Genomic DNA, 19,539 nt, shown 5'->3' with positions numbered 1-19,539 from the left:
CATGCGCGCGCAGGCGAAATCGACGCCGAGCGCGCCGACGCGGCCCGGCGCGAGCCGCGCTATTCCTACGCTGACTTGACAGCCGTGGTCGGGGCGTCGATTGGGCTCTGGAAGGAAATGGCCGACAGAGAGACCGATTTCACTGCGAAAGGGCAGTTCCAGCAGTTCGCGCACGGCGCCGTCGTGGTGTGGGGCCGGCTGACGTATAGCGACCAGGCCCCCGGCGACGCGGCGCGGCTTCAAGCCTTGGTCGACGCGATCCGGCCGTCCGAGGATGAGTGGGAAAACGCCTCTTGAATCACATATGTCTGCCCTCAAGTGCGCCGGCAGGCCCATGGAGGGCTAGAGGAGAAAATGATGGCGTTGTACCTTGATGAAAAGGCAGTGAAAAAAGCCAAGCCGAACCAAGTTTTTGAAACGGAGCACGCGCCCGGAAAGACAGTGTCGCATTCGGGCATCCATGTCTGCACGGGATGCGGCCAAGAGCGCGCATTGAATGCGGGCGACCCGTTCACGACGCAGAACCACAAGCAGCACAGTACGAACCAAGGCGAGATCTGCTGGAAGCTGCGTGTCTATGCAGAAACCGAGTAAGGATAGCCGCCTCCGGGCGGCTTTTTTGTCATTCGCCATCATGCCGATAACCATTCTTACCAGCATGAGGAATCCGAGAGAAAAACTGGGCGGTTCAGGATCGGGTCAGACCGAATTCCAGCGAAATAAACGGCTTGCGTTAAGGCTAGGTTCGGTTGGCCAGCCGTAGCGTAGCGCCGCCAGCCGGGTTGCGTGGTCATTGCCGGTACTGCCTGATCGCCTCTTAACGGGCCAGCAGAAAGTTCGGAGAGTCGTTGCACGGCGTGATGCGGGAAGATGGCCAAGGTTCCGATACGGAGAGGTTCGGAACGATAGATAGATCGGAATCCCCTATCGGGCGCGGCTCATAGCTCCGAAACCCTGTCCCACCGGTTGGAAAGATGGAGGACGATGTGCTCATCGGTCGGTCTTACTTGACTCGGTACCGAATACCGGGGATGCTGCGTGGGATCTGCAGCGGCCACGTGGGCATTTAGCAGGCGAGATCGCTGTCAAGCCAGATGGCTCTAATCGACCCTTCTCTGCCATTCGCAATCACGCCGACAGATGGCCGCTTCGGGCCGAACTACGGTCAACGCGTAGAGCTGCTATCGTCAGCGCGTCCCTTTCCCTGTGAGACGCGCCCGTCCGAATGGGGGGCATGCAACGCAAGCTGCTGCAAATTCCCGCCCGAAGAAGCATCGCCCGGGCCTCTGGATGGATCGAGAAGTTCATCGAGCCCTGTTGAGCGACGCCATATCAGGCCTGAAACGCAGCGGCGGGGCAAGCCGCTCTTTCAGTGTCATCTTGGTGGAATCTCCGCTCTGGCCGGCCATGCCTGTTGTGCGTTGGCGGCGTGCCGCAGCAGGAGGCCGGCGGCCGCAAATGCACCAGCGGTGCGCGCGAGGAATTTCCGACCCGTCGTGCTCATGGCGCCTCCGTTCAGCATGTTGCGGGAATGACGGGGAGAAGCAGGAACGACGCGTACTTCTCGCCCGTGTGAACGGTGGTCTGACCGGCGAAGCGGTCAGACCTGCGGTCGTCGGGGTGATCGTGCAGCAGCACCGACGAGCCGCGCATCGACTTGCCATAAATCTGCGGATAGGGTCCGGGCAGGTCGTGCTCGAAGTCCGAGCTGCCCACAGTCAGCACCAGCCGGTAGCCCTTCGGGAAGACGAAGCACATGGGCCAGATCTCGACCTGCAGCTCGTAGATCTCGTTCGGTTCGAGAAGTTGGATCTCCTGGTGCGTGTGCACGGGCTGATACGGCCTGGAGGCTTGAGGATCCAGCTTTCGGTGCGACGCTCTAAGCCAGCCTTGCGCGAGGGGGGCATTGGGTTCGACTGCCCCCAAGATCAGGTGCTCCTTGCCGTCCGGAGCGAAAGCCCGCAGCGTCAGGAACAGATCCGCATCGCGGGCCGTCGTGGAGATCCAGAGCGTGGCAGACAGCGGGCCGGTCACCTCGGTTTCGCGCTCGAAGGGTGCAGTGCTGAAGCTTACCTTGCCTGCCATGCCGTCAAACGAGACGCGCGAAGCTGTCACGCTCGGCTCCGATCGCAGGCTCGGTGCGCCGGCGTCCAGATACATGGGCGTCCATGCGGTGCGCGCCAAGGGCCATTCATGCTCGTCGCGCTCCACAAAACGATCCACGTGGCGCACCTGCATCTTGATCGGCGGCTGCCGATCCCAGCCGTTGTCCTCGCCCTTGAGGAAGCAGTCAAAAAACCGCTTCTGGAGCGCCACGCCGTAGTCCGTATAGAACTCCGTCCAATGCTCGAGCCCGTGCAATTCGAGCCACTTATGCTTCGAGCCGGCACCCAAGTAGCCTTGGACATTGCCGCGCAGGTGCAGGCCATGGCCACCCCAGTTGCCGCAGGAAAGCACCGGTACCTCGATCGCACCCAGGTCCGCACGGCGGCCGTCAAAGTAGCTATCAGTGATAAGCTCGGCGCTCAACTGCGTCGCGTTGATGTCGACGCGATTGGCGAGCAGTTCTCCGTCGCTGAGTTCTGCCGGCCCGGAGATCGGCAACCCGTTGTTAGGGTTCACACGCCCGCGCCGCCCCAGGCCGTGCTGCACGTTTTCCACCTGCTTCGGATACCAGGCCACCATGAACGTGTTGAGGATGCCGCCGTGCCGGCAGGCGTCGCGATAGTAGTCGGAGAACCCTTCGAACGGGCAGATCGCGGCCAGATGCGGAGGACGTTTCGCCGCCGCCAGCCATTGGGTGGCGCCGTAGTAGGAAACGCCGGCCAGGCCGATCTTCCCGTTGCTCCACGGTTGTTTCGCTGCCCATTCAATGCAATCGTAGAAGTCCTGCGCCTCGCGCGGGGAGAAGCAATCGATGACGCCCGGCGATCGGCCAGCGCCGCGCGAGTCCACGCGAATGCAGATGTAACCCAACGGCACCCATCTTTCCGGATCCGCGGTTTCCCAGTTCGCGTACTTGCCGCTGCTGCCCTTCAGAATTTCCGGGTGCTTAGTAGTGAGCGATTGCCATTGTGCGGGGAATCCCACCTGGAATGGCAGGCCTTTGGCGTATGGTCCGTAGGACATCAACACGGGGTAGCGTCCTTCCTCTTTCGGGCGAAAGACGTCGGCCCGAACCACCAAACCATCGTCCATGGGGATTTCAACGTCCCAATCGATTTGCATGTCTGGCTCCTGATCGGTTTATCTTGTAAGCGGCTAAAACTTGTGGCGCATGCCCAGCGCAAAGCTGGTGCCACTGCCTTTTTCGGTAACCTTGTCGAACATCGTCACAGCGTATACGTCCGTGCGTTTCGACAGAGCATAGTCATAACCACCGGCAAGTCCGTGACGCCGATAGTCCGCCATGACATCGCTACGTACGCGTGAAGACACTGCAGAGGCCAGGATCTTCCCGCTGCCGACCGGAATCTGGGCACCCACCTGCAGCGCGTCGGTCGTCGTTGATGCACCGCTGGTACTTGTGTGGACATACTCGGTCAGCAGCTTGATGACCTTGAAGTCATAGGACAATCCCCCGGCCATCGCTGTCTGCGCCCAGCTTCCCGCAGGAAGTCCGGGACCAAGCCGGGTTCTCTGGATGGCAAAACTCGCCGATAATGGCCCGCGATCATAGAGCAGCATACCGACAGCATTGTTCTGCGAACTCGTGCCCGGCTGCTCGCCAAGGCTATACAAGCCCCGGAACGAAATTCCCGCGAATTCCGGTGAGTAGTAGCCAATCGCGTTATTCCACGCGGTATCGCCGGCAATGTATCGGCCCTGCTGGGGCGTCCACAGGACGTTCTGGAGCGGCGAAAACTTCGTCGAGCCGGAAAACGCATCGAAGAGCGCGGTCGCCAGAAACGTCGGATTTGCTAGTCGCCCGAGACGCACTTCGCCAAAACCGCCCTCCAGGCCAACGTAGGCATTTCGGGAAAAGAGGCCATCCGTGGGAGCACGCCCATTGGCACCCGTGTCCATTTGGAAGAATCCCTCGAGGCGGTAGTTCGCCTTAAGACCGGCTCCCAAATCTTCGCTTCCTGTCATGCCCCAGAAGGACGTCTGCAGACCTCCACTTTCCACGCCAGTTGCAGAACGTTGTCCACTGAGATGGGTAACGCCGACATATGCGTCCGCGAGTCCATATAGCTGTGCGTTGGTCGCGTAGGACGCGCAAGGCAGCGCAAAGAGTGCCAGCGCATACAACCTTACTATCGGTTGCGCCCTCCGTGAGCCACCCGGCTCGCTACCAGCCTTACCATAGACGGCACAGCTTGCTTGTCGTTCCTTGTACAAAATTGATCTCCTCCGTTTTATTGACTTCGATCACCTCAAAAGAACAGCGTGGTCTTGGCGCATGAACAGCCTCACTGACGGGGGCGGTCGTCTTTTTCTGCGGCATTGCGAATGCCGATATTCGCCCGAGGGAGCTGAGCGCGAGGCCCCACTCACCACAGCATCGCAGCCCATAATCGGCGGGGAGTGGCGCGCGCGGCAGTAGTGGGTTGGAGACGGTCAGGCGGACGCAGGGGCTGGCAGCACGGTCCCATAGTTGACGCCGAAACCGATCCGCGCATAGTCGTCGCGCTCGCACCAGCCACGAAACACGACGGTATCGCCATCCTCAAGGAAGCCGCGTTGTTCGCCGTCTCCGATATCTACCGGTTGCGTCCCGGATACTGTGAGTTCGATCAGCGCACCCGCTTCGCCTGGGGCGGGGCCCGAGATCGTGCCGCTGCCCAGCAGGTCGCCGCTCTGTAGGTTGCAACCGCCCATGGTGTGGTGCGCAATCATCTGGCTCAGCGTCCAGTACTGGTGTCGGAAGCTGGTATGGGTCAGCGTGCGCGGTTGCCGGCCCTGTGTTAGCTGGTGCGCGCTGAGTATCGAGACCTCCAGTTGGATGTCGAAGGCGCCGGCCGCGGCATTGTCCGCCGAGCGAAGGTAGTCGAGCGGTTGCGGGCGCCCTGGGGCGCGCGTCCAGCCTGTGCGGTAAGGCAGCAGGGCTTCCAGCGTGACGATCCAGGGCGACAATGTGGTGGCGAAGTTCTTGGCCAGAAAAGGCCCTAACGGTTGCATCTCCCAAGTCTGAATGTCGCGCGCGGACCAATCGTTGAGCAGGCACAGGCCGAAGATGTGCTGCTGCGCCTTTGCCAGAGGGATGGGCGTACCACGTGCATTTCCGATGCCAATCACCGCGCCCACTTCCAGTTCGTAGTCCAGACGCTGGCAAGGTCCATACACAGGTGCGCTGCCCGGATCGGCGCGGTACTGCCCCATCGGCCGGTAGACCTGTTGGCCACTGACGCCGATGGAAGACACCCGGCCGTGATACGCGATCGGCAGCCAGTCAAAGTTGGGGTTCACCTCCAGCCCGAACTGGCGACAGCAGTTCACTGCGTGATCGAGCGAAGTATAGAAATCCGTGTAGTCGCCGATGCGTACCGGTATCGCAAACTCGGCCGCCGCCTGCGGCACCAGCGTTTCCCGTACTCGGCTCTCATGCGCACTGCCAGCCTCCAGCAGCGCAAAGATTCCGTGGCGCAATGCGCGCCAGGCGCTCGGACCCAATTCCAGCAGCGCATTTAGCGTCGGCGCTACGGCGGCCTGCATGGCCTCGGCGGCCGGGTCTGGCAGGCAGGCCCTGCCATGCAACGCGGCCAGGTCGACGATCTGGTCGCCGATTGCTACGCCGCCACGCCAGGCCTCGGCGCTGCCTTGCCGACGGAATATGCAGAGCGGGAGGTTCTGCAACGGGAAGTCGGAACCGGGCGCATTGGCCTGTGTCAGCCAACTGCGGCGAGCGGCATCATGTGTGTGGTTCAGTTCCATGGCGTTGTCACGCGGCGTTGAGCGCGTCGTCGAAGATGGCCACAGCACGCGTCCAGCCAGCGGAGGCACCTCGGATCTTGTGCGGGAAGCAAGAGATGTAGAAGCCATCCGGCGGCAGGGCCTCGAGGTTGTGCAGCTTCTCCAGGTGGCAATAGCCGATGTTGCGGCCCGCCTTGTGGCCTTCCCAGATCAATGAGGCATCGTGTGTCTCTGCATACTTTCTGGCCGTATGCACGAACGGCGCATCCCAGCTCCACGCGTCGGTGCCGGTCAGGCGTACGCCACGCTCAAGCAAGTACATGGTGGCGTCGAGTCCCATGCCGCAGCCGCAGGCGACGTAGTCAGGCTGGCCGTAGCGCTTGCCCGCTCGCGTGTTGACCACCACGATCTCCAGCGGCTTGAGCGCGTGCCCGATACGGGCGAGTTCCGCCTCGACGTCGCCGGCGGTGACCACATAGCCGTCATCCAGGCCGGTGAAGTCTAGCTTCACGCCCGGCTGGAAGCACCACTCCAGTGGCACCTCGTCAATGGTGATGGCGCGCTCGCGCTGCCCCAATGACTCGTTCATGGTGCTGTGGAAGTGATAGGGAGCGTCAAGGTGAGTGCCATTGTGCGTATTGAGCCGGACGTGCTCGATCGCCCAGCCTTCGCTGTCCGGCAGGTCTGACGGCATCAGCCCCGGAAAAAAGGCCGTGACCTGCTCGGCGGTGGAACGATGCGACAGGTACTCGATCTGGGGGCCATAGCCGGGCGGGTCGGAGACGACATCGTTTTCCAGGTAGATCGAGAGATCGACGAAGCGGCGTGTCATGGTGACAAGTCCTTTGTGGAGATACGTGAAATGGGGGGTGAGCTCAACGGGCATCGAGGGACGGATCGGCGCCCGGCACCTTGCGCACGTGGGCGCCGGTGTCCTGCGCGGCGATTTCACGTGGCAGCAGGGCAACCACGATCGCGGATAGCAGGAACAAGCCGCCGCACAGCGCGATACCGGGCGCAAAGCCGAACCCAGTCGCCGCCCAGCCCAGCGCCAGCGGAGCAAAGGCGGAGATGCCACGGCCGACGTTGAAGCAGAATCCGGCGCCGGTTGCGCGGATGTGCGTCGGGAACAGTTCGGCGAAGTAGGAGCCCACGAGGCCGGCGAAGGCCATGAAGAAGGCGAATACCGGGCCGAGGACGAGCAGGGTCGCATGGTCCGTGGCGAAAGCATAGGCCGGTAGCGTCAGTCCGGAGCCGACCAGCGACGCGATCACGGCACGCTGTTTCCCGATGCGGTCTGCGAGCAGGCCGAAGACGTTATAGCCAAGGAACATGCCGACATTCAGCACGGCCACGAAGCTGGCCATGGTGGTGACATCGAGCCCCCGTTCCTTGACCAGGAAGGTCGGTAGCCAGGTCGAAGCGCCCCAGTACGCGGACAGCGCCAAGGCCGAGGTCGCGGTGCCGAGCAGGGTAATGCGCAGCAGGCCGGGCGCGAACAACGCAGCAAGGCTGGCACGGCCGGCGCTTGCTCTGGTGGACTGCCCACTGGACCGTTGCGCGCGCCAGACCTCAGATTCCGGCACGCGCAGCCAGACGTAGCCGATGGCGATGGCCACGGCCGCGCCGCAGAGAAAGAACAACACGCGCCAGCCATGCGCCGGCAGCAGGTAGGCCGCTGCCAGGGCGGCCACGGTTGCGCCCGAAGAGAAGGAACTGAGCACGAAGGCAGTGGCCCGTCCGCGCTGGTGCGCCGGCCAGGTCTCGTTGACATGAGCCGCGGCCGTGCTCCAGACCCCGCCCAGGCCGAGGCCTGAGAGGAAGCGCAGGAAGAGGATCTGGCGCCAGTCGGTGGCGCCGGAAATTGCCATCGTGAGCGCGCCGAAAGTCACCAGCGACAGTAGCAGCGCCTTGCGGCGGCCCATGGTATCCGCCAGCCTCCCCATCACCACGCTGCTCAGCCCGATGCCGAGCAGCGTGGCTGTGACAAGCAAGCCGGCCTGCGCCTGTGTGATGTGAAGGGATGCGGTAATAGCCGGCATGGCGATGGCAAGGATGATGATGTCCACCGCGTCGAACATATAGCTCAGGAAGCAGCCGATAAGCACGCGCCACTTCAGCGAGGCAGGATTGGGGGGCATGATGGGTCTCCTGATTTGGCGCCCCTGGCCGAAGCAGGTGACGCACCAGTTTTGTACTGACTGTACGATCGTTCAGTATCGCGCAGAACGGACTGTACACTCGTGCAGTCAAACGCTACACTGGGGTAAACGCGGGTGCGAATGTGGCGAAGTGAGGTTCGCTACAATGGCGCGTCTATATGGAGGCAGCATGGAAGGCAGGGAAGCGCGGAAGTCGGTGGTCGGGGCGCGGGAAGAAGCGCAGGGGCTGCCGATCCCGGAAGCGAGCAAGCGCGAACGCGTGCTCGATGCAGCGGAGCGGCTTTTTGCCGAAGGCGGCTTTGACGGCGTGTCGATGCGTGATATCGCGGCGGCAGCGGACGTTGGCTTGCCGTTGATCGTTTACCACTTCGAGACCAAACGAAATCTGTACCGCGCGCTCTTTGAACGGCGTAAGACGCTGTTCGAGGCCCGGCTGGCGGCGCTACACGAACCCCTCATTGCCGGCGAGGATCCGGTGGAGCACATCGTGCGTGCGTTCGTGCAGCCAGTAATGCGGATCCAGGACACGGAGGCCGGCATCGCCTACGCCAAACTCGTCGCACGCGAGGCATCGGATCCAAGAGAAGCTGAGCGAGGCATTGTTGCGGACTACTTCGACCCCTTTGCCATGGAATTCGTCAAGGCGATCCGCAAGGCCCTGTCAGGCAACAGCGCCGGCTATGCGCATTGGGCCTATCTGTTTGCCGTGGGGGCGCTGGTAATGAGCGTGTTCGACAGCCGTATCGAGCGCATCTCCGGCGGCAAGGTCAAGGCCGGCGACGCGCGGCGCAAGTCCGAGTACCTGGTGACCTTCATCGCAGCGGGCATTCGCGCCGGGGCCGACCGGACTTGAACAGACCCTACTCAACTGGTATCTGGATTATCTAGAAATAGAATTCGTTCTCGTGATAAGTCTCTGAGATGACCAGAGCCTTCCGCTTCCGCCGATGGAGCGACTTGCATCGCTGGCCAGCGAAAGTCCGTTGGCTTGGCTGGAGCAGACGTTCGATTGGCCGAGTGATCGCGTGGACCAACTACGCTTCATGGCCGGCAGGCGACGGCTGTGATTGAGGGGCGGCAGGCCGTACCCGACCCATCTCGGCCATAGAGCGTAGCGAGCCGGCAATGGCCGCTTTCGAGGCATAAAACGCCAGGCAATCACTACTGCGGAGCCAAGGGGCCAAACCAATAGGAAGCGGTAACGCCGCCATCCATCAAGAAGTCGCTGCCGGTAAGGAAACCGCCGTCAGGCCCCATGAGCAGCGCCGCGACATTCGCGACCTCATCGGGCGTGCCAGCTCGCTTCGCCGGGCAGCCGGCGATCATGCGGCGGTATCCTTCGCCACTCGGACCGGACAATTCGTCCTTCGCGAGCGGCGTGATGATGATGCCGGGGCTGATCGTGTTGACCCGCGCACCGCGCTTGCCCCAACGGACGGCCTCGAACATCACACGCAGCGCATTGCCACGCTTCGAGAGCTGATAGGCGTGCAGGGAATCCTTCACCTGGTTGGGCTGAAGCAAGGGCAGCTTCAGCAAATCCTCGACAGGTGTTGACGCGAGCGCCTTGTTTTCGTCGATTGTTAGCGGCGGCAGCCGGTGTCCTGACTGCGACGCGATGACAATTCCGGAACCGCCTTCCGCGATCACCCTGCCGAACTCTTCAAGAATGACCGCCGTGCCGTAGAGATCGACTTTCAGGATCGTCTCCGGCGAGGCTTGCGACGGCGAGACGCCCGCCGCCTGGATGAGACCGTGAACCTCTCCCAGCGATGTAGCTTTTGCGACCAAGGCTTGGATGGACGCGCGCGATGAAATATCGACGGTTGTTGTCGTCACGTCGAATCCGGCTTCGCTCAGCGTCTTCGCGGCCACATAGGCATTTTCTTGCCGCAGGTCAGCGAGCAGGAGATGCTTGCCGGCGCCGACCCGGCGCGCGATGGCCTGCCCGATTGATCCAGGCCCGATGACAACGATGACTTTCTGCATGGTGTTGTGTCCTTCTATTTGATTCAGCGATCGCTGACGCCGATGCTGCTGCCAACGTAGAGCCCGGGCGTGGTCGCAATCTTGGCGATCAGTCCCGACAGGCTATCGAGAGAGAGATCGTGACCCTGGAACGGTTCGCTCTTCTGCGTGATGGTGTATCGCCCTCCAGGATCGTGCGTGAACCAACCCGGCCGCAGGATCGTATAGTCGAGATCGGACGCCTCGATCAGCGCGGCCGAGTCCCGGTAAGGGTCAAGAATGCTGCGATATTTCTCGCCCGGCACTTCGCTGTAAATCCCCATCGAGCTGATGAAGATCAGCCGCTTCAAACCGACCGCGTGCATCGCGTCGACAATGCTTCGCGCCTGCCGGGCCATGTCCCCCGACAGGTTCGCGTAGACGACATCCTGGTCCTGCATTGCGCAGCCCAATGCGGCCGTGTCGAGAACATCCCCTTCGATGATGGTCACGCGGACCGGGTCAGGGTTTTCAAGCCGCCTAGCCGCGCGTAAAAAAAGCGTCAGCGAGACGTCCGCGCGTTCAAGCAGAACGCGCGTCGTATTCCGCGCCAGGCCGCCATTGGCTCCAAGGATCAGAATTCTTGTCATTCAGGCAATCCCCAGTCGACTTCACAGTTCCTGAGCCGTGGGGCGGAACAGGATTTCGTTCACGTCCACGTCTTCGGGCTGTTGTATCGCGAAAGCGACCATCCTTGCAAAGCTGTCTGCCGGAATGGCGAACTTCTCGTAAAAGTCGGCGATGCCTGCCGCTACATCGGCTTCGGTGACGCTCTGGGGCAGTTCCGACTGCACCGCGCCCGGCGAAATGATCGTCGTGCGGATGTTGTGGGGCTTCACCTCCTGACGCAGTCCTTCGGAGAGCACCCGAACCGCTGTCTTCGTGGCGCAGTAAACAGCGTTGTTCTTGCCGACCTTATGGCCCGCGACCGACGACACGTTGATGATGTGACCGCTTTTCTGGCGCGTCATATGCGGGAGCGCCGCGGCGATGCCATACAGCACGCCCTTGATATTGACGTCGATCATCCTCTCCCAATCCTCGATCTTTCCGCGCTCCAGAGGCGAGTGCGGCATCAGACCGGCATTGTTGATGATGACGTCAATGCGGCCGTGGGTCTTCACCGCCCAATCGACGAGCGCCTTGACCTGTTGGGCATCAGTGACATCCGTCTCGACTGCCGCGTCTTCGGGGAGCTCGAGTTCGGCGGCCAACGCCTTCAGGCGATCGACGCGACGAGCGCCGAGCACCAGCTTTGCGCCGTCTGCCGCCAGGCGGCGAACGGCTGCTTCACCAAGGCCGCTGCTTGCGCCGGTGATGACAATAACCTTGCCTGCGATGTTCTCTGACATGGTCGTCCTTTCTGCGCAAATCGCGCGATTAATGGAGAGGGCTACTTTCCGACGCGCGCTTGCAGATGCGCCGGGTAACGGTCGCCCTGGACAGCAATGGTCGAGAGCGCCGAATCGATATCGCGCAGGTTGTCGGCGGATAACTCGACGGCGGCCGCGCCGATGTTTTCTTCCAGTCGATGCAGCTTCGTCGTGCCGGGGATCGGCACGATCCAGGGCCTTTGCGCCAGAAGCCACGCAAGCGCGATTTGCGCGGGCGTCGCATTCAGTCCGGTCGCGATCTGTTTCAACACGTCAACCAGGCCCTGGTTGGCTTTGCGGTTTTCTTCCGAAAAACGCGGCACCACATTGCGGAAGTCGGACTTGTCAAAGCTGGTGCTCTCATTGATCGCGCCCGTCAGGAAGCCCTTGCCAAGCGGGCTGAACGGCACAAAACCAATGCCCAGCTCTTCGAGTAGCGGCAGAATCTCCTTCTCGGGCTCGCGCCACCACAGAGAATATTCGCTTTGCAACACAGCGACCGGCTGCACGGCATGAGCGCGACGGATCGACTGCACGCCTGCTTCCGACATGCCGAAATGCTTGACCTTGCCTTGCTGGATCAACTCTTTGACGGTGCCCGCGACGTCTTCCATTGGAACGTTCGCATCGACGCGGTGCTGATAGAAGAGGTCGATGCGATCGGTCCGCAGCCGCTTCAGCGCAGCGTTCGCCACTTCGCGGATGCGCTCCGGTCGGCTATCCTGGCCCTTGCTGGCGTCGCCATCTTGGAAACCGAACTTCGTCGCGATAACGACCTGGTCCCGAAATGGCTGCAGCGCCTCGCCCAACAACTCTTCGTTGGCGCCTTGCGCATAGGCTTCGGCCGTATCGAAAAATGTCACGCCGCGTTCGAACGCGGTGCGGATCAGCTTGAGCGCGTCGGTCTTGTCGGCGGCGGGACCGTAGCCATAGCTGAGTCCCATGCAGCCAAGACCGGGGGCAGAGACTTCGAGGCCGCTTTTACCGAGAATTCGTTTTTGCATGTTTATTTCCTTGCATGTGATGGTGAGGCACAAGTCAGGCGTGCTGTTCGTGGCCGGTTCCCCGGGGCGCCATGTACCTCGATTTTTGCCGCTGCCGTTTCAATCTCCCGCATGTCGTCCGCTGTCAGCATGACGCTCGCCGAAGCTAGGTTCTCGTCAAGCCGATGCAGCTTTCGGGTTCCGGGGATCGGCGCAATCCAGGGCTCTTTTGCAAGGAGCCATGCCAGCGCGATCTGTGCGGCAGTCACCTCTTTTTTGCTCGCGATCTCGTTTAGCAGGTCGACGAACGCCAGATTGGCCTGCATCGCCTCAGGGGTGAAGCGCGGAAACCAGGACCGGACGTCGGATTTATCAAAGCCCGCCTTGGGATTCGATCATCTCCTGCTTGTCGGGCGCAGGACCGTAATTCGCGCTCATGCCCATGCAGCCGAGGCCAAGCGCGGAGACTTCCAATCCGTCCTTACCAAGGATACGTTTGTGCATCGTTTCGTGCCCGTATGGTTTAGCGGTCGATCGCCGCATCCAGGGAAGCCGACAGCGGCGCGCCCTTGATGTCGATCGTCTCGAAGGCGTTGTCGATCTCGCGCAGGTCGTCCGGCGTCAGCACAAGGTCGGCGGCCGGCAGGTTGTCATCGAGGTGCTCGATCCTTGTACCGCCGGGGATCGGCACGATCCAAGGCTTCTGCGCGAGCAGCCACGCCAGCGCAACCTGAGCCGGCGTGCTGTTTTTGCGGGCGGCCAGGTCCTTCAGAAAGTCGACGACCTTGAAGTTGGCCTCCATGGCTTCGGGCGTGCAGCGCGGGAAATCCTTGCGCAGGTCGTTGGCATCGTCAAACTTCATGCCTCGCGTGATCTTGCCGGTCAGGAAACCCTGGCCGAGCGGGCCCCATGCAACGAGGCCAATGCCCAGCTCCTCGCAGAGAGAGAACTTCGTCTGCTCAGGCTCGCGCATCCAGAGTGAGTAATGGTCCTGAATGGCCGTCACCGGCTGCACCGCGTGTGCCAGGCGGATGTTTGCCGCGCTTGCCTCCGACAAGCCGAAGTGCAGGACCTTTCCTTCGGCGATGAGATCTTTGACAGCACCAGCAACGTCCTCCATCGGCACGTTCGGGTCAACGCGGTGCTGATAAAGGAGGTCGATATGATCGGTGCGCAGGCGTTTAAGGGAAGCATCGACCACCGCGCGAATATGCGAGGGCCGGCTGTCGAGTCCGGTCAATTCGCCTTTCTCATTGATCGCGAAGCCGAACTTCGTGCACACCAGTACCTGGTCCCGGACCGGCTGCAACGCCTCTCCGACCAGATCTTCGTTGATGAAGGGGCCATAGCCTTCGGCTGTGTCGAACAGCGTGACACCGCGATCTACGGCCGAGCGGATGACCTGCAGCGCTTCACTGCGCTCCGTTGCGGGCCCGAGTCCGAAGCTCAGGCCCATGCACCCGAGGCCGATAGCAGAGACTTCCAGCCCGTTCTTTCCGAGAATACGCTTCTTCATGACCCAACTCCTTGATCGCTTACGGTCACGCCGGCCAGGTACTGCTCGTCTGTGACCTTTTCCATCCAGTCGACCGGGCTGCCGTTAAGCTTTTCAGCGATAGCGATGTGCGTCATCGCCGTGATAGCAGTCGCGCCGTGCCAGTGCTTTTCGCCGGGTGCGATCCAGACGATGTCGCCAGGCCGGATCTCCTGAACTGCGCCGTCCTCGTGCTGCACCAAACCGAGGCCTGCGGTCACGATTAGCGTCTGACCGAGCGGATGTGTATGCCAGGCAGTCCGCGCGCCCGGTTCGAACGTCACCGTCGCGCCGCCAATCCGGGCCGGCTGCTCGCCTGCGAATGGTGCATCGACTCGCACTGTTCCCGTGAAGTACTCCGCGGGCCCTTTCGCCGAAGGCTGCGAGCCGCTTCTTGTGATTTCCATGGACGCTCCTTGGTTTGGTATCTCGACCTTCAATTTAGCAACGCGTCTTCCCGCGATAAAGAGCTAGAATCCGCATGATGCTAGAAGGCAGGCTTATAAATGGCGCGTTCCGACCTCTCCGATATCACCGCGTTTTTGGCCGTCGCACGTGATGGCAGCTTCACAAAAGCGGCCGCGAAGCTCGGCGTTTCGCAGTCTGCGCTAAGTCAGACTGTGCGCAATCTGGAAGCCCGGCTCGGGCTGCGGCTTCTGACTAGAACCACCCGCAATATTTCGCCGACGCAAGCCGGCGAACGGCTTATCCAGTCGGTCGGCCCCCGCCTGGATGAGATCGAGGCCGAGCTGAGTGCGCTTACCGCTCTGCGTGACACGCCGGCGGGCACGGTGCGCATCGCCGCTGGAGAACACGCGGCAGAACTGCTGCTGTGGCCGGTAATCGAACGGCTTCTGCCTGACTATCCGGACATCACGATCGAAATCGTTGTCGACAACGGACTCACGGACATCGTCGAACAACGGCTCGATGCAGGTGTGCGGCTTGGCGAGCAGGTCGCCAAGGATATGGTCGCCGTTCGCATCGGCCCCGATGTGAGCATGGCCGTGGTCGGCACGCCGGAGTATTTCGCGAGGCACTCGAAGCCGAAGACGCCGCAGGACCTGACGGCACATAACTGCATCAACATCCGGCTGCCAACGGCCGGTGGCATTTACGCGTGGGAGTTCAGGAAGGGAGGACGCGAACTGAACGTGCGCGTCGAAGGGCAACTCGTGTTCAATACGGCGACGATGGCCGTCAAGGCCGCACTTGCTGGCGTCGGCCTCGCCTTCGTTCCCGAACAACGGGTGCAGTCGCAACTCGCGAGCGGGGAGCTGCTGCGCGTGCTGTCCGACTGGTGTCCGTCGTTTTCCGGCTTTCACCTGTACTATCCGAGCCGCCGGCAACCGACTCCTGCGTTCGTTGTCGTTGCTCAAGCGCTGCGTCAAGGCGCGTAGGCTTCACGCATCAAATATAACGCGGTCGTCCAACAGCGCCTTGAGCGTCTGCTTTCAGAGGCCGGGCTGCCTGCCGGATGTCGAATAGTTGATGGGAGCGAATGACGGTTCGTGGCCGGCAGCAGCAGTCCGCTCAATCGCGCCGCCGCCGGCAACTTAAGCGGAAAGAGCGTGAGGGACCCACTCTCCGTCACGACGGGCGAACACGCATGTCGTCAGTGCGTACCTTTTCTCAGGAAGGTCTCTGCTGGCCATCTCCTGCATGAATGACAGCGCGCCTTCCCATCCGGAAGCCGACACGAACAACAAATCGCGCGCGGGGACTACAGCGAGAATTTCGCCAGGCATCTGTTCCTCGACCTGCTCCCATAATGATTCCAAGAGCAGCAAGGTCGCCTCAAAATTCCCTCCGGCGGTAACCATGTAGCGAGGCGCCTCGCCATGAAACTCAATCTCGGGTAACCGCATAGGCAAATTGCGAAGAGCGAGTGAATGCAACTCTTCCTCTGAAATCGAGGCATCCCTAAGTTCTCGATAGGTAACGAAACGAAAGTGAGTTGGCAAGTCGATTGCGTACATGACAATCAAGTCTGCGGCAAACGGTCGCATGACAGGCGATTCGTCGCGAGCGAGGGTCAAGACTACGGCAGAAGGGTCGGCCGGTTCCATCACCTTGAGGATAGGGACTAGGTCGAGTTCTCTTTGCTGCGGCAGGCCAACGCCGGTGCGTGGCACTGCAAGGCGGCTACAGACATTCGTACTTGCCCTCGGCATCAACATATAGGACGCTGACCACGTACCACCGCCCATCAATCCTTTTCAGGTGATACTCGTAGTCATCCGTCATCGTTAGTGAGCCTGTGACCCTTGTGTGACGGGTCCTCACCAAGGACGCCTCACCTGCGGAATCGGCGCTGACGATTTCCTCTTGCGTACTGCTGTGCGCGGACCTGCTCCCAAATGAGATGGGCTGGTGATTACAGCCGGGCGGACAATACTTTCTCATCAGTACCTTGTTCGCTGATTCCGCTGCGGCCATGCCAAGAGCAGCATCACGCTCATCCGTCGCAGTGGCATACTGATTCCAGGTCTCGTAATCCGAGATGAAAGCGCGGATCATTTCTGTCGGTTCAGCTTTTACAACCGCAGATGCATCCAGATGAAAAGCGGGAACTTCCTCGGACTGCAAATGTACGCCCGGAATGGGTGCCTGCCGCGCCGCCTTGCCCCAGATCGCAATGGTCCCTTCGAAGTGGCCAGGATCCGTTGCCGCAATGCATATTCGCGATGGAATGACGCTCTTTTCTTCGTATTCGGGACTCGCGCTGTATTGGCGCACGTTCCCGTTCCTTGCCATCGGCATGATCGTATCGTGATCCAGCCGTTGTTTCAGCTGGGCCGAAAATGGCGGGACGTAGACAATGTTTGGGGGAACATCCTCGCCACCGAATTTAGCAGGTAACAGGAACAGCTTCTACAACTTGCCACGCCTGTAGAGCGAATCGGCCTTCTCTCGCGAGTCAATGTGCCGATAGTCCGGACCGCTGGCCGGCAAACCTTTTCGCTTGAACCAGCCGAACATCCTTTCAAACTCCCGAAAGAAATCAAACAGGACGTACGCTAGGGCAGGAGGACTTCAAAAACCACCAGTGACCTCATGGAACATGCCGCGTAGGCCAGGCGCATATGAGAGTGGCGTTTCCACAAAGAGATTGACGATCTTCCTTGAGGTAACGTAACCGAGATAAGCGAAGAAGCTTTGCCCCGGGTGGTGCCCTCATAGTGGGAGGAATTCACTTGGAAAACAAAACCAGGGCGGTAGCTCATCTTCGCGAAGCGGGTCAATCATAGCAAGTCTCAGTCATTTGCCGGCACTCGGAAGTTTAACCTGTGGTTCAGTGATGCATGGGCTAAGACGAATTCCATGAGGTGTCTAGTAACTTCAAACGAGCACTTGTGGCCCGAGACTGTCATGTCGCGCCATTCGCTCTGTCAGCCAGTCACAGCAGGGAAACTCTGGGAAGGCTCCTCCTTGCCAGTGTCGGACCAAAATCGCCATGTTCCCGTCTCGTTGCCGCCAACGAAGTAGCCCTCGGCCGCCGGTACACCGTTCGGATGAAAATCTCGCCAGAGCCCTTCTTCTTTCCCTTTGACATACGTACCCTCAGAGAGAATCGAGCCATTCTCTCCATAGTGAACAAAAAGTCCATGGCGAAGCCATTTGCTTCCATCCGGCGCGATCACGCGCGCGTAGCGATAGCGCACGCGTCCCGAGTCGTAGAGAATCTCAGCAATATCAAGCTTCGAGGAGGCGTTCATCAGTCGCTCGTTCGTCGGTGGATATACGTATTCTAGCCTTCGCCACAGAAGGTGCTTCAATAACCGCTCATGGCTATGGCTTCAACTGGTCAACGCGACGGCCAGATAGTCCAACATCTCCCTGGTGAGACTCCAGGCGCGTATCAGCTGGCGGAGATCCGTCATAAACGTGGGTCCGCTAGCTATGCCGCGTCCGGGAGGCGGATGCCCGTTCCCGCCTCAGGACCCACGAAAGAACTTCTCGACGTCCTGTAAGCGCCCGTCGCGATCTGCCGTGCTATATAGCGTTGTTGTCGCGATGGAGGTGTGTCCCAGGTAGCCTTGCATGACGTTGAGGGCCATGCCGGCGGCGAGACCGTGTGAGCCGAATGCATGCCGGAAGGCATGCGGGTGAATCCGGCCCATGTCTGCCAATAGTGCCTTCGGAGAGCGCGTATCCGAGGCGGGTCTGGCAGAGCTACACGCAAGCCATGCACGGATCAAAGTCGACTTACGGTCAATCGACCGGTTTGATACGTCGAAAGGCGCCCAGGAGCGCCAGGTCATAGGTGATTTTGAGCAGGCCGCAGGCGACCAGCGGTGCACCGACCCAGCCCAAGGCCAACAGCGCGCCTGCTAGGGTCGGGCCGAGTGCGGAAGCCAGGCTTCTGGGGACCGCGGTCAGGCTTGCGGCCGCCGGTCGCTCCGGCGGCGTGACCACCGCCATCACATAGGCAGTCCGGGTCGGTACGTCCATCTGGGACAGCGCGCTGCGCACGAGCAACAAGGCCAGGGCCGCCACCAGGGAGGGGGAGAAGGCGGCCGCGATCAGGCAGAGGCTGGATGGAATATGGGTAAACACCATCGTGTTCAGCAAGCCGAACTTGCGGGACAGCGGCACGGCAACGAGTTGGGAGCCGGCCGTGAGCATCCCCGCCCAGAAAAAGAACTGGCCAGCGGCGCCAAGGGAAAGACCGAAGCGCTGCATCAACCACAGTGCCAGCAGCGAGTTCACCACCAGCCCGCCGGCAAAGGCGTCGACGCTAAAGAGCAGTGCAAGGCGGGTAATGATCCGGCGAGACGGGCCAAGCGGTACTCGCACCGATGTCGCGTGCGGGTGTGGCTCGGGGATGCGCGCATAGAGGAACCAGAGTGCGACACCCGTCAATGCATAGATCATGAACATCACGCGCATGGCGCTGAGGAACGATATCCCCAACTGCGGGGCAAGCCAGCCCGGCAGCGCTGCCGCCAGCGCGCCGATGGCGGCGGAGAAGGCGCCAGTCAGGCTATAGCGGGCGAATAGCGCAGTGCGAGCATCAGAGGTCGACGAGTCGGCGAGACGAGCCTGCTCCAGCGGCAGGAAAACACTAACGTCACCGGAACTCGGGTTGAGCGTGCCGACGAATGCGACGAGCAACAGTGGCCATAGGGAGGACAGTCCGGCGAAGCCGATGCCGGTTGCGACCATCAATGCAGCCGCCAACACCAGCAGGCGGCGCTGTGGGTAGCGATGGCCGAGGACGCCTACCAGTATCGTCGCCAGTGCTGAGCCGATCAGGGTCGCACTGCTGATCAACCCCACCGCCAGTTGCGCGAAACCGAGCCCCAGCAGGTATGCTGGCAGCAGGACGGCGATGAACCCGTCACAGAAGCCGCGTAACGCGCGGCCGACGAGAAGCGGCAACGCGCCTGCGTGAACGCCTGCCGGCAACACCTGGCGTGCAAGCCAGCCTCGACTGTTGGGTGCAACTGGGTCTTTAAGGGTATGCATCGCGAAGGTGCCGTCTGTGTGATGTGTCATAGCCGGCCGTACTGAAGTGGATCCGGTCAATTCAGGTGGGTTCTCGAGCAATAAATTGCATGAGGGTCTCCCGATCGGCAGCTTGAGCCGTTCTCCTGTGGCCAACTCGCGTCAATTATCTTCGT

General features: G+C 61.2%; 21 protein-coding genes and 1 pseudogene. 4 read left to right on the top strand and 18 right to left on the bottom strand.

Annotated features, from left to right (window positions below; translation table 11 throughout):
• Positions 1-117: 117 nt before the first annotated feature.
• Together AC1RQC_RS10770 and AC1RQC_RS10765 are read left to right on the top strand one after the other, a co-directional pair.
• Positions 118-297 carry a hypothetical protein gene (locus tag AC1RQC_RS10770; RefSeq protein ID WP_492372325.1) on the top strand — a complete coding sequence of 60 codons (180 nt, stop codon included), beginning with the start codon at positions 118-120 and terminating at the stop codon, positions 295-297.
• Positions 298-354: 57 nt separating this feature from the next.
• Positions 355-594 carry a protein L gene (locus tag AC1RQC_RS10765; protein ID WP_492372324.1) on the top strand — a complete coding sequence of 80 codons (240 nt, stop codon included), beginning with the start codon at positions 355-357 and terminating at the stop codon, positions 592-594.
• A gap of 921 nt (positions 595-1,515) precedes the next feature.
• Here AC1RQC_RS10765 and AC1RQC_RS10760 read toward each other — a convergent pair.
• From AC1RQC_RS10760 to AC1RQC_RS10740, 5 genes are all read right to left on the bottom strand, one after another.
• Positions 1,516-3,228: a CocE/NonD family hydrolase gene (locus tag AC1RQC_RS10760; protein ID WP_492372323.1), complete on the bottom strand. Its 1,713-nt coding sequence runs from the start codon at positions 3,226-3,228 to the stop codon at positions 1,516-1,518.
• 33 nt (positions 3,229-3,261) lie between these two features.
• Positions 3,262-4,251 (bottom strand): porin, encoded by a 990-nt coding sequence (locus AC1RQC_RS10755; protein WP_492372322.1) that lies wholly within the window; start codon positions 4,249-4,251, stop codon positions 3,262-3,264.
• Positions 4,252-4,560: 309 nt separating this feature from the next.
• The gene (gene fahA / locus AC1RQC_RS10750) at positions 4,561-5,874 is read right to left on the bottom strand and encodes a fumarylacetoacetase (protein ID WP_492372321.1); all 1,314 of its coding nucleotides are present in this window, start codon (positions 5,872-5,874) and stop codon (positions 4,561-4,563) included.
• Positions 5,875-5,881: 7 nt separating this feature from the next.
• A complete protein-coding gene (locus AC1RQC_RS10745; RefSeq protein ID WP_492372320.1) occupies positions 5,882-6,685 on the bottom strand; it encodes a cyclase family protein in 804 nt (267 codons plus the stop codon).
• 43 nt (positions 6,686-6,728) lie between these two features.
• A complete protein-coding gene (locus tag AC1RQC_RS10740; RefSeq protein WP_492372319.1) occupies positions 6,729-7,994 on the bottom strand; it encodes an MFS transporter in 1,266 nt (421 codons plus the stop codon).
• 190 nt (positions 7,995-8,184) lie between these two features.
• Here AC1RQC_RS10740 and AC1RQC_RS10735 point away from each other — a divergent pair, with 190 nt between their 5' ends.
• On the top strand, positions 8,185-8,868 hold the full coding sequence (locus AC1RQC_RS10735; protein WP_492812299.1) for a TetR/AcrR family transcriptional regulator: 684 nt from the start codon (positions 8,185-8,187) through the stop codon (positions 8,866-8,868).
• 308 nt (positions 8,869-9,176) lie between these two features.
• On the opposite strand, the gene AC1RQC_RS10730 is transcribed toward AC1RQC_RS10735, so the two are convergent.
• From AC1RQC_RS10730 to AC1RQC_RS10695, 8 genes and pseudogenes are all read right to left on the bottom strand, one after another.
• Positions 9,177-10,004: an SDR family oxidoreductase gene (locus AC1RQC_RS10730; RefSeq protein ID WP_492883250.1), complete on the bottom strand. Its 828-nt coding sequence runs from the start codon at positions 10,002-10,004 to the stop codon at positions 9,177-9,179.
• A 23-nt stretch (positions 10,005-10,027) separates the two neighbouring features.
• Positions 10,028-10,612 (bottom strand): NAD(P)H-binding protein, encoded by a 585-nt coding sequence (locus tag AC1RQC_RS10725; RefSeq protein WP_492883248.1) that lies wholly within the window; start codon positions 10,610-10,612, stop codon positions 10,028-10,030.
• A 21-nt stretch (positions 10,613-10,633) separates the two neighbouring features.
• On the bottom strand, positions 10,634-11,374 hold the full coding sequence (locus AC1RQC_RS10720; protein ID WP_477102794.1) for an SDR family oxidoreductase: 741 nt from the start codon (positions 11,372-11,374) through the stop codon (positions 10,634-10,636).
• A gap of 41 nt (positions 11,375-11,415) precedes the next feature.
• Positions 11,416-12,399 (bottom strand): aldo/keto reductase, encoded by a 984-nt coding sequence (locus AC1RQC_RS10715; RefSeq protein ID WP_492812304.1) that lies wholly within the window; start codon positions 12,397-12,399, stop codon positions 11,416-11,418.
• 2 nt (positions 12,400-12,401) lie between these two features.
• Positions 12,402-12,713: pseudogene (locus AC1RQC_RS10710) on the bottom strand (aldo/keto reductase); the annotation flags it as partial.
• 37 nt (positions 12,714-12,750) lie between these two features.
• Entirely contained in the window at positions 12,751-12,882 is a 132-nt protein-coding gene (locus AC1RQC_RS10705) for a hypothetical protein (RefSeq protein ID WP_492883246.1), read from the bottom strand.
• 19 nt (positions 12,883-12,901) lie between these two features.
• The gene (locus tag AC1RQC_RS10700) at positions 12,902-13,894 is read right to left on the bottom strand and encodes an aldo/keto reductase (protein WP_492883245.1); all 993 of its coding nucleotides are present in this window, start codon (positions 13,892-13,894) and stop codon (positions 12,902-12,904) included.
• A complete protein-coding gene (locus tag AC1RQC_RS10695) occupies positions 13,891-14,319 on the bottom strand; it encodes a (R)-mandelonitrile lyase (protein ID WP_492372311.1) in 429 nt (142 codons plus the stop codon). Before AC1RQC_RS10695 ends, AC1RQC_RS10700 begins: the two co-directional genes overlap by 4 nt.
• Positions 14,320-14,418: 99 nt before the next feature.
• Between AC1RQC_RS10695 and AC1RQC_RS10690 the strand changes: the two genes are divergently transcribed.
• A complete protein-coding gene (locus AC1RQC_RS10690) occupies positions 14,419-15,312 on the top strand; it encodes a LysR family transcriptional regulator (RefSeq protein ID WP_492372310.1) in 894 nt (297 codons plus the stop codon).
• A 156-nt stretch (positions 15,313-15,468) separates the two neighbouring features.
• Here the strand turns inward: AC1RQC_RS10690 and AC1RQC_RS10685 are convergent, their stop codons facing one another.
• The 5 genes from AC1RQC_RS10685 to AC1RQC_RS10665 all read right to left on the bottom strand — a co-directional run bounded on the left by AC1RQC_RS10685 (position 15,469) and on the right by AC1RQC_RS10665 (position 19,384).
• Entirely contained in the window at positions 15,469-15,921 is a 453-nt protein-coding gene (locus AC1RQC_RS10685) for a DUF1444 family protein (RefSeq protein WP_492883243.1), read from the bottom strand.
• Positions 15,922-16,057: 136 nt separating this feature from the next.
• Positions 16,058-16,651, bottom strand: a complete 594-nt coding sequence (locus AC1RQC_RS10680; RefSeq protein WP_492372308.1) for a hypothetical protein — start codon at positions 16,649-16,651, stop codon at positions 16,058-16,060.
• Between the two features lie 653 nt (positions 16,652-17,304).
• Positions 17,305-17,631, bottom strand: coding sequence for a toxin-antitoxin system YwqK family antitoxin (locus AC1RQC_RS10675; protein ID WP_492883241.1), 327 nt, complete (start codon positions 17,629-17,631; stop codon positions 17,305-17,307).
• 219 nt (positions 17,632-17,850) lie between these two features.
• Positions 17,851-18,036, bottom strand: a complete 186-nt coding sequence (locus AC1RQC_RS10670; protein WP_492883239.1) for a tyrosine-type recombinase/integrase — start codon at positions 18,034-18,036, stop codon at positions 17,851-17,853.
• Positions 18,037-18,127: 91 nt separating this feature from the next.
• Complete coding sequence (locus AC1RQC_RS10665) at positions 18,128-19,384, bottom strand: MFS transporter (RefSeq protein WP_492812315.1); 1,257 nt, start codon at positions 19,382-19,384, stop codon at positions 18,128-18,130.
• Positions 19,385-19,539: the final 155 nt, after the last annotated feature.

The organism is Cupriavidus sp. GW822-FHT03E04 (genome assembly GCF_058801495.1).
Note: the sequence above shows the minus strand (reverse complement) of the source record. Positions and strands in the feature narration are given on the sequence as shown.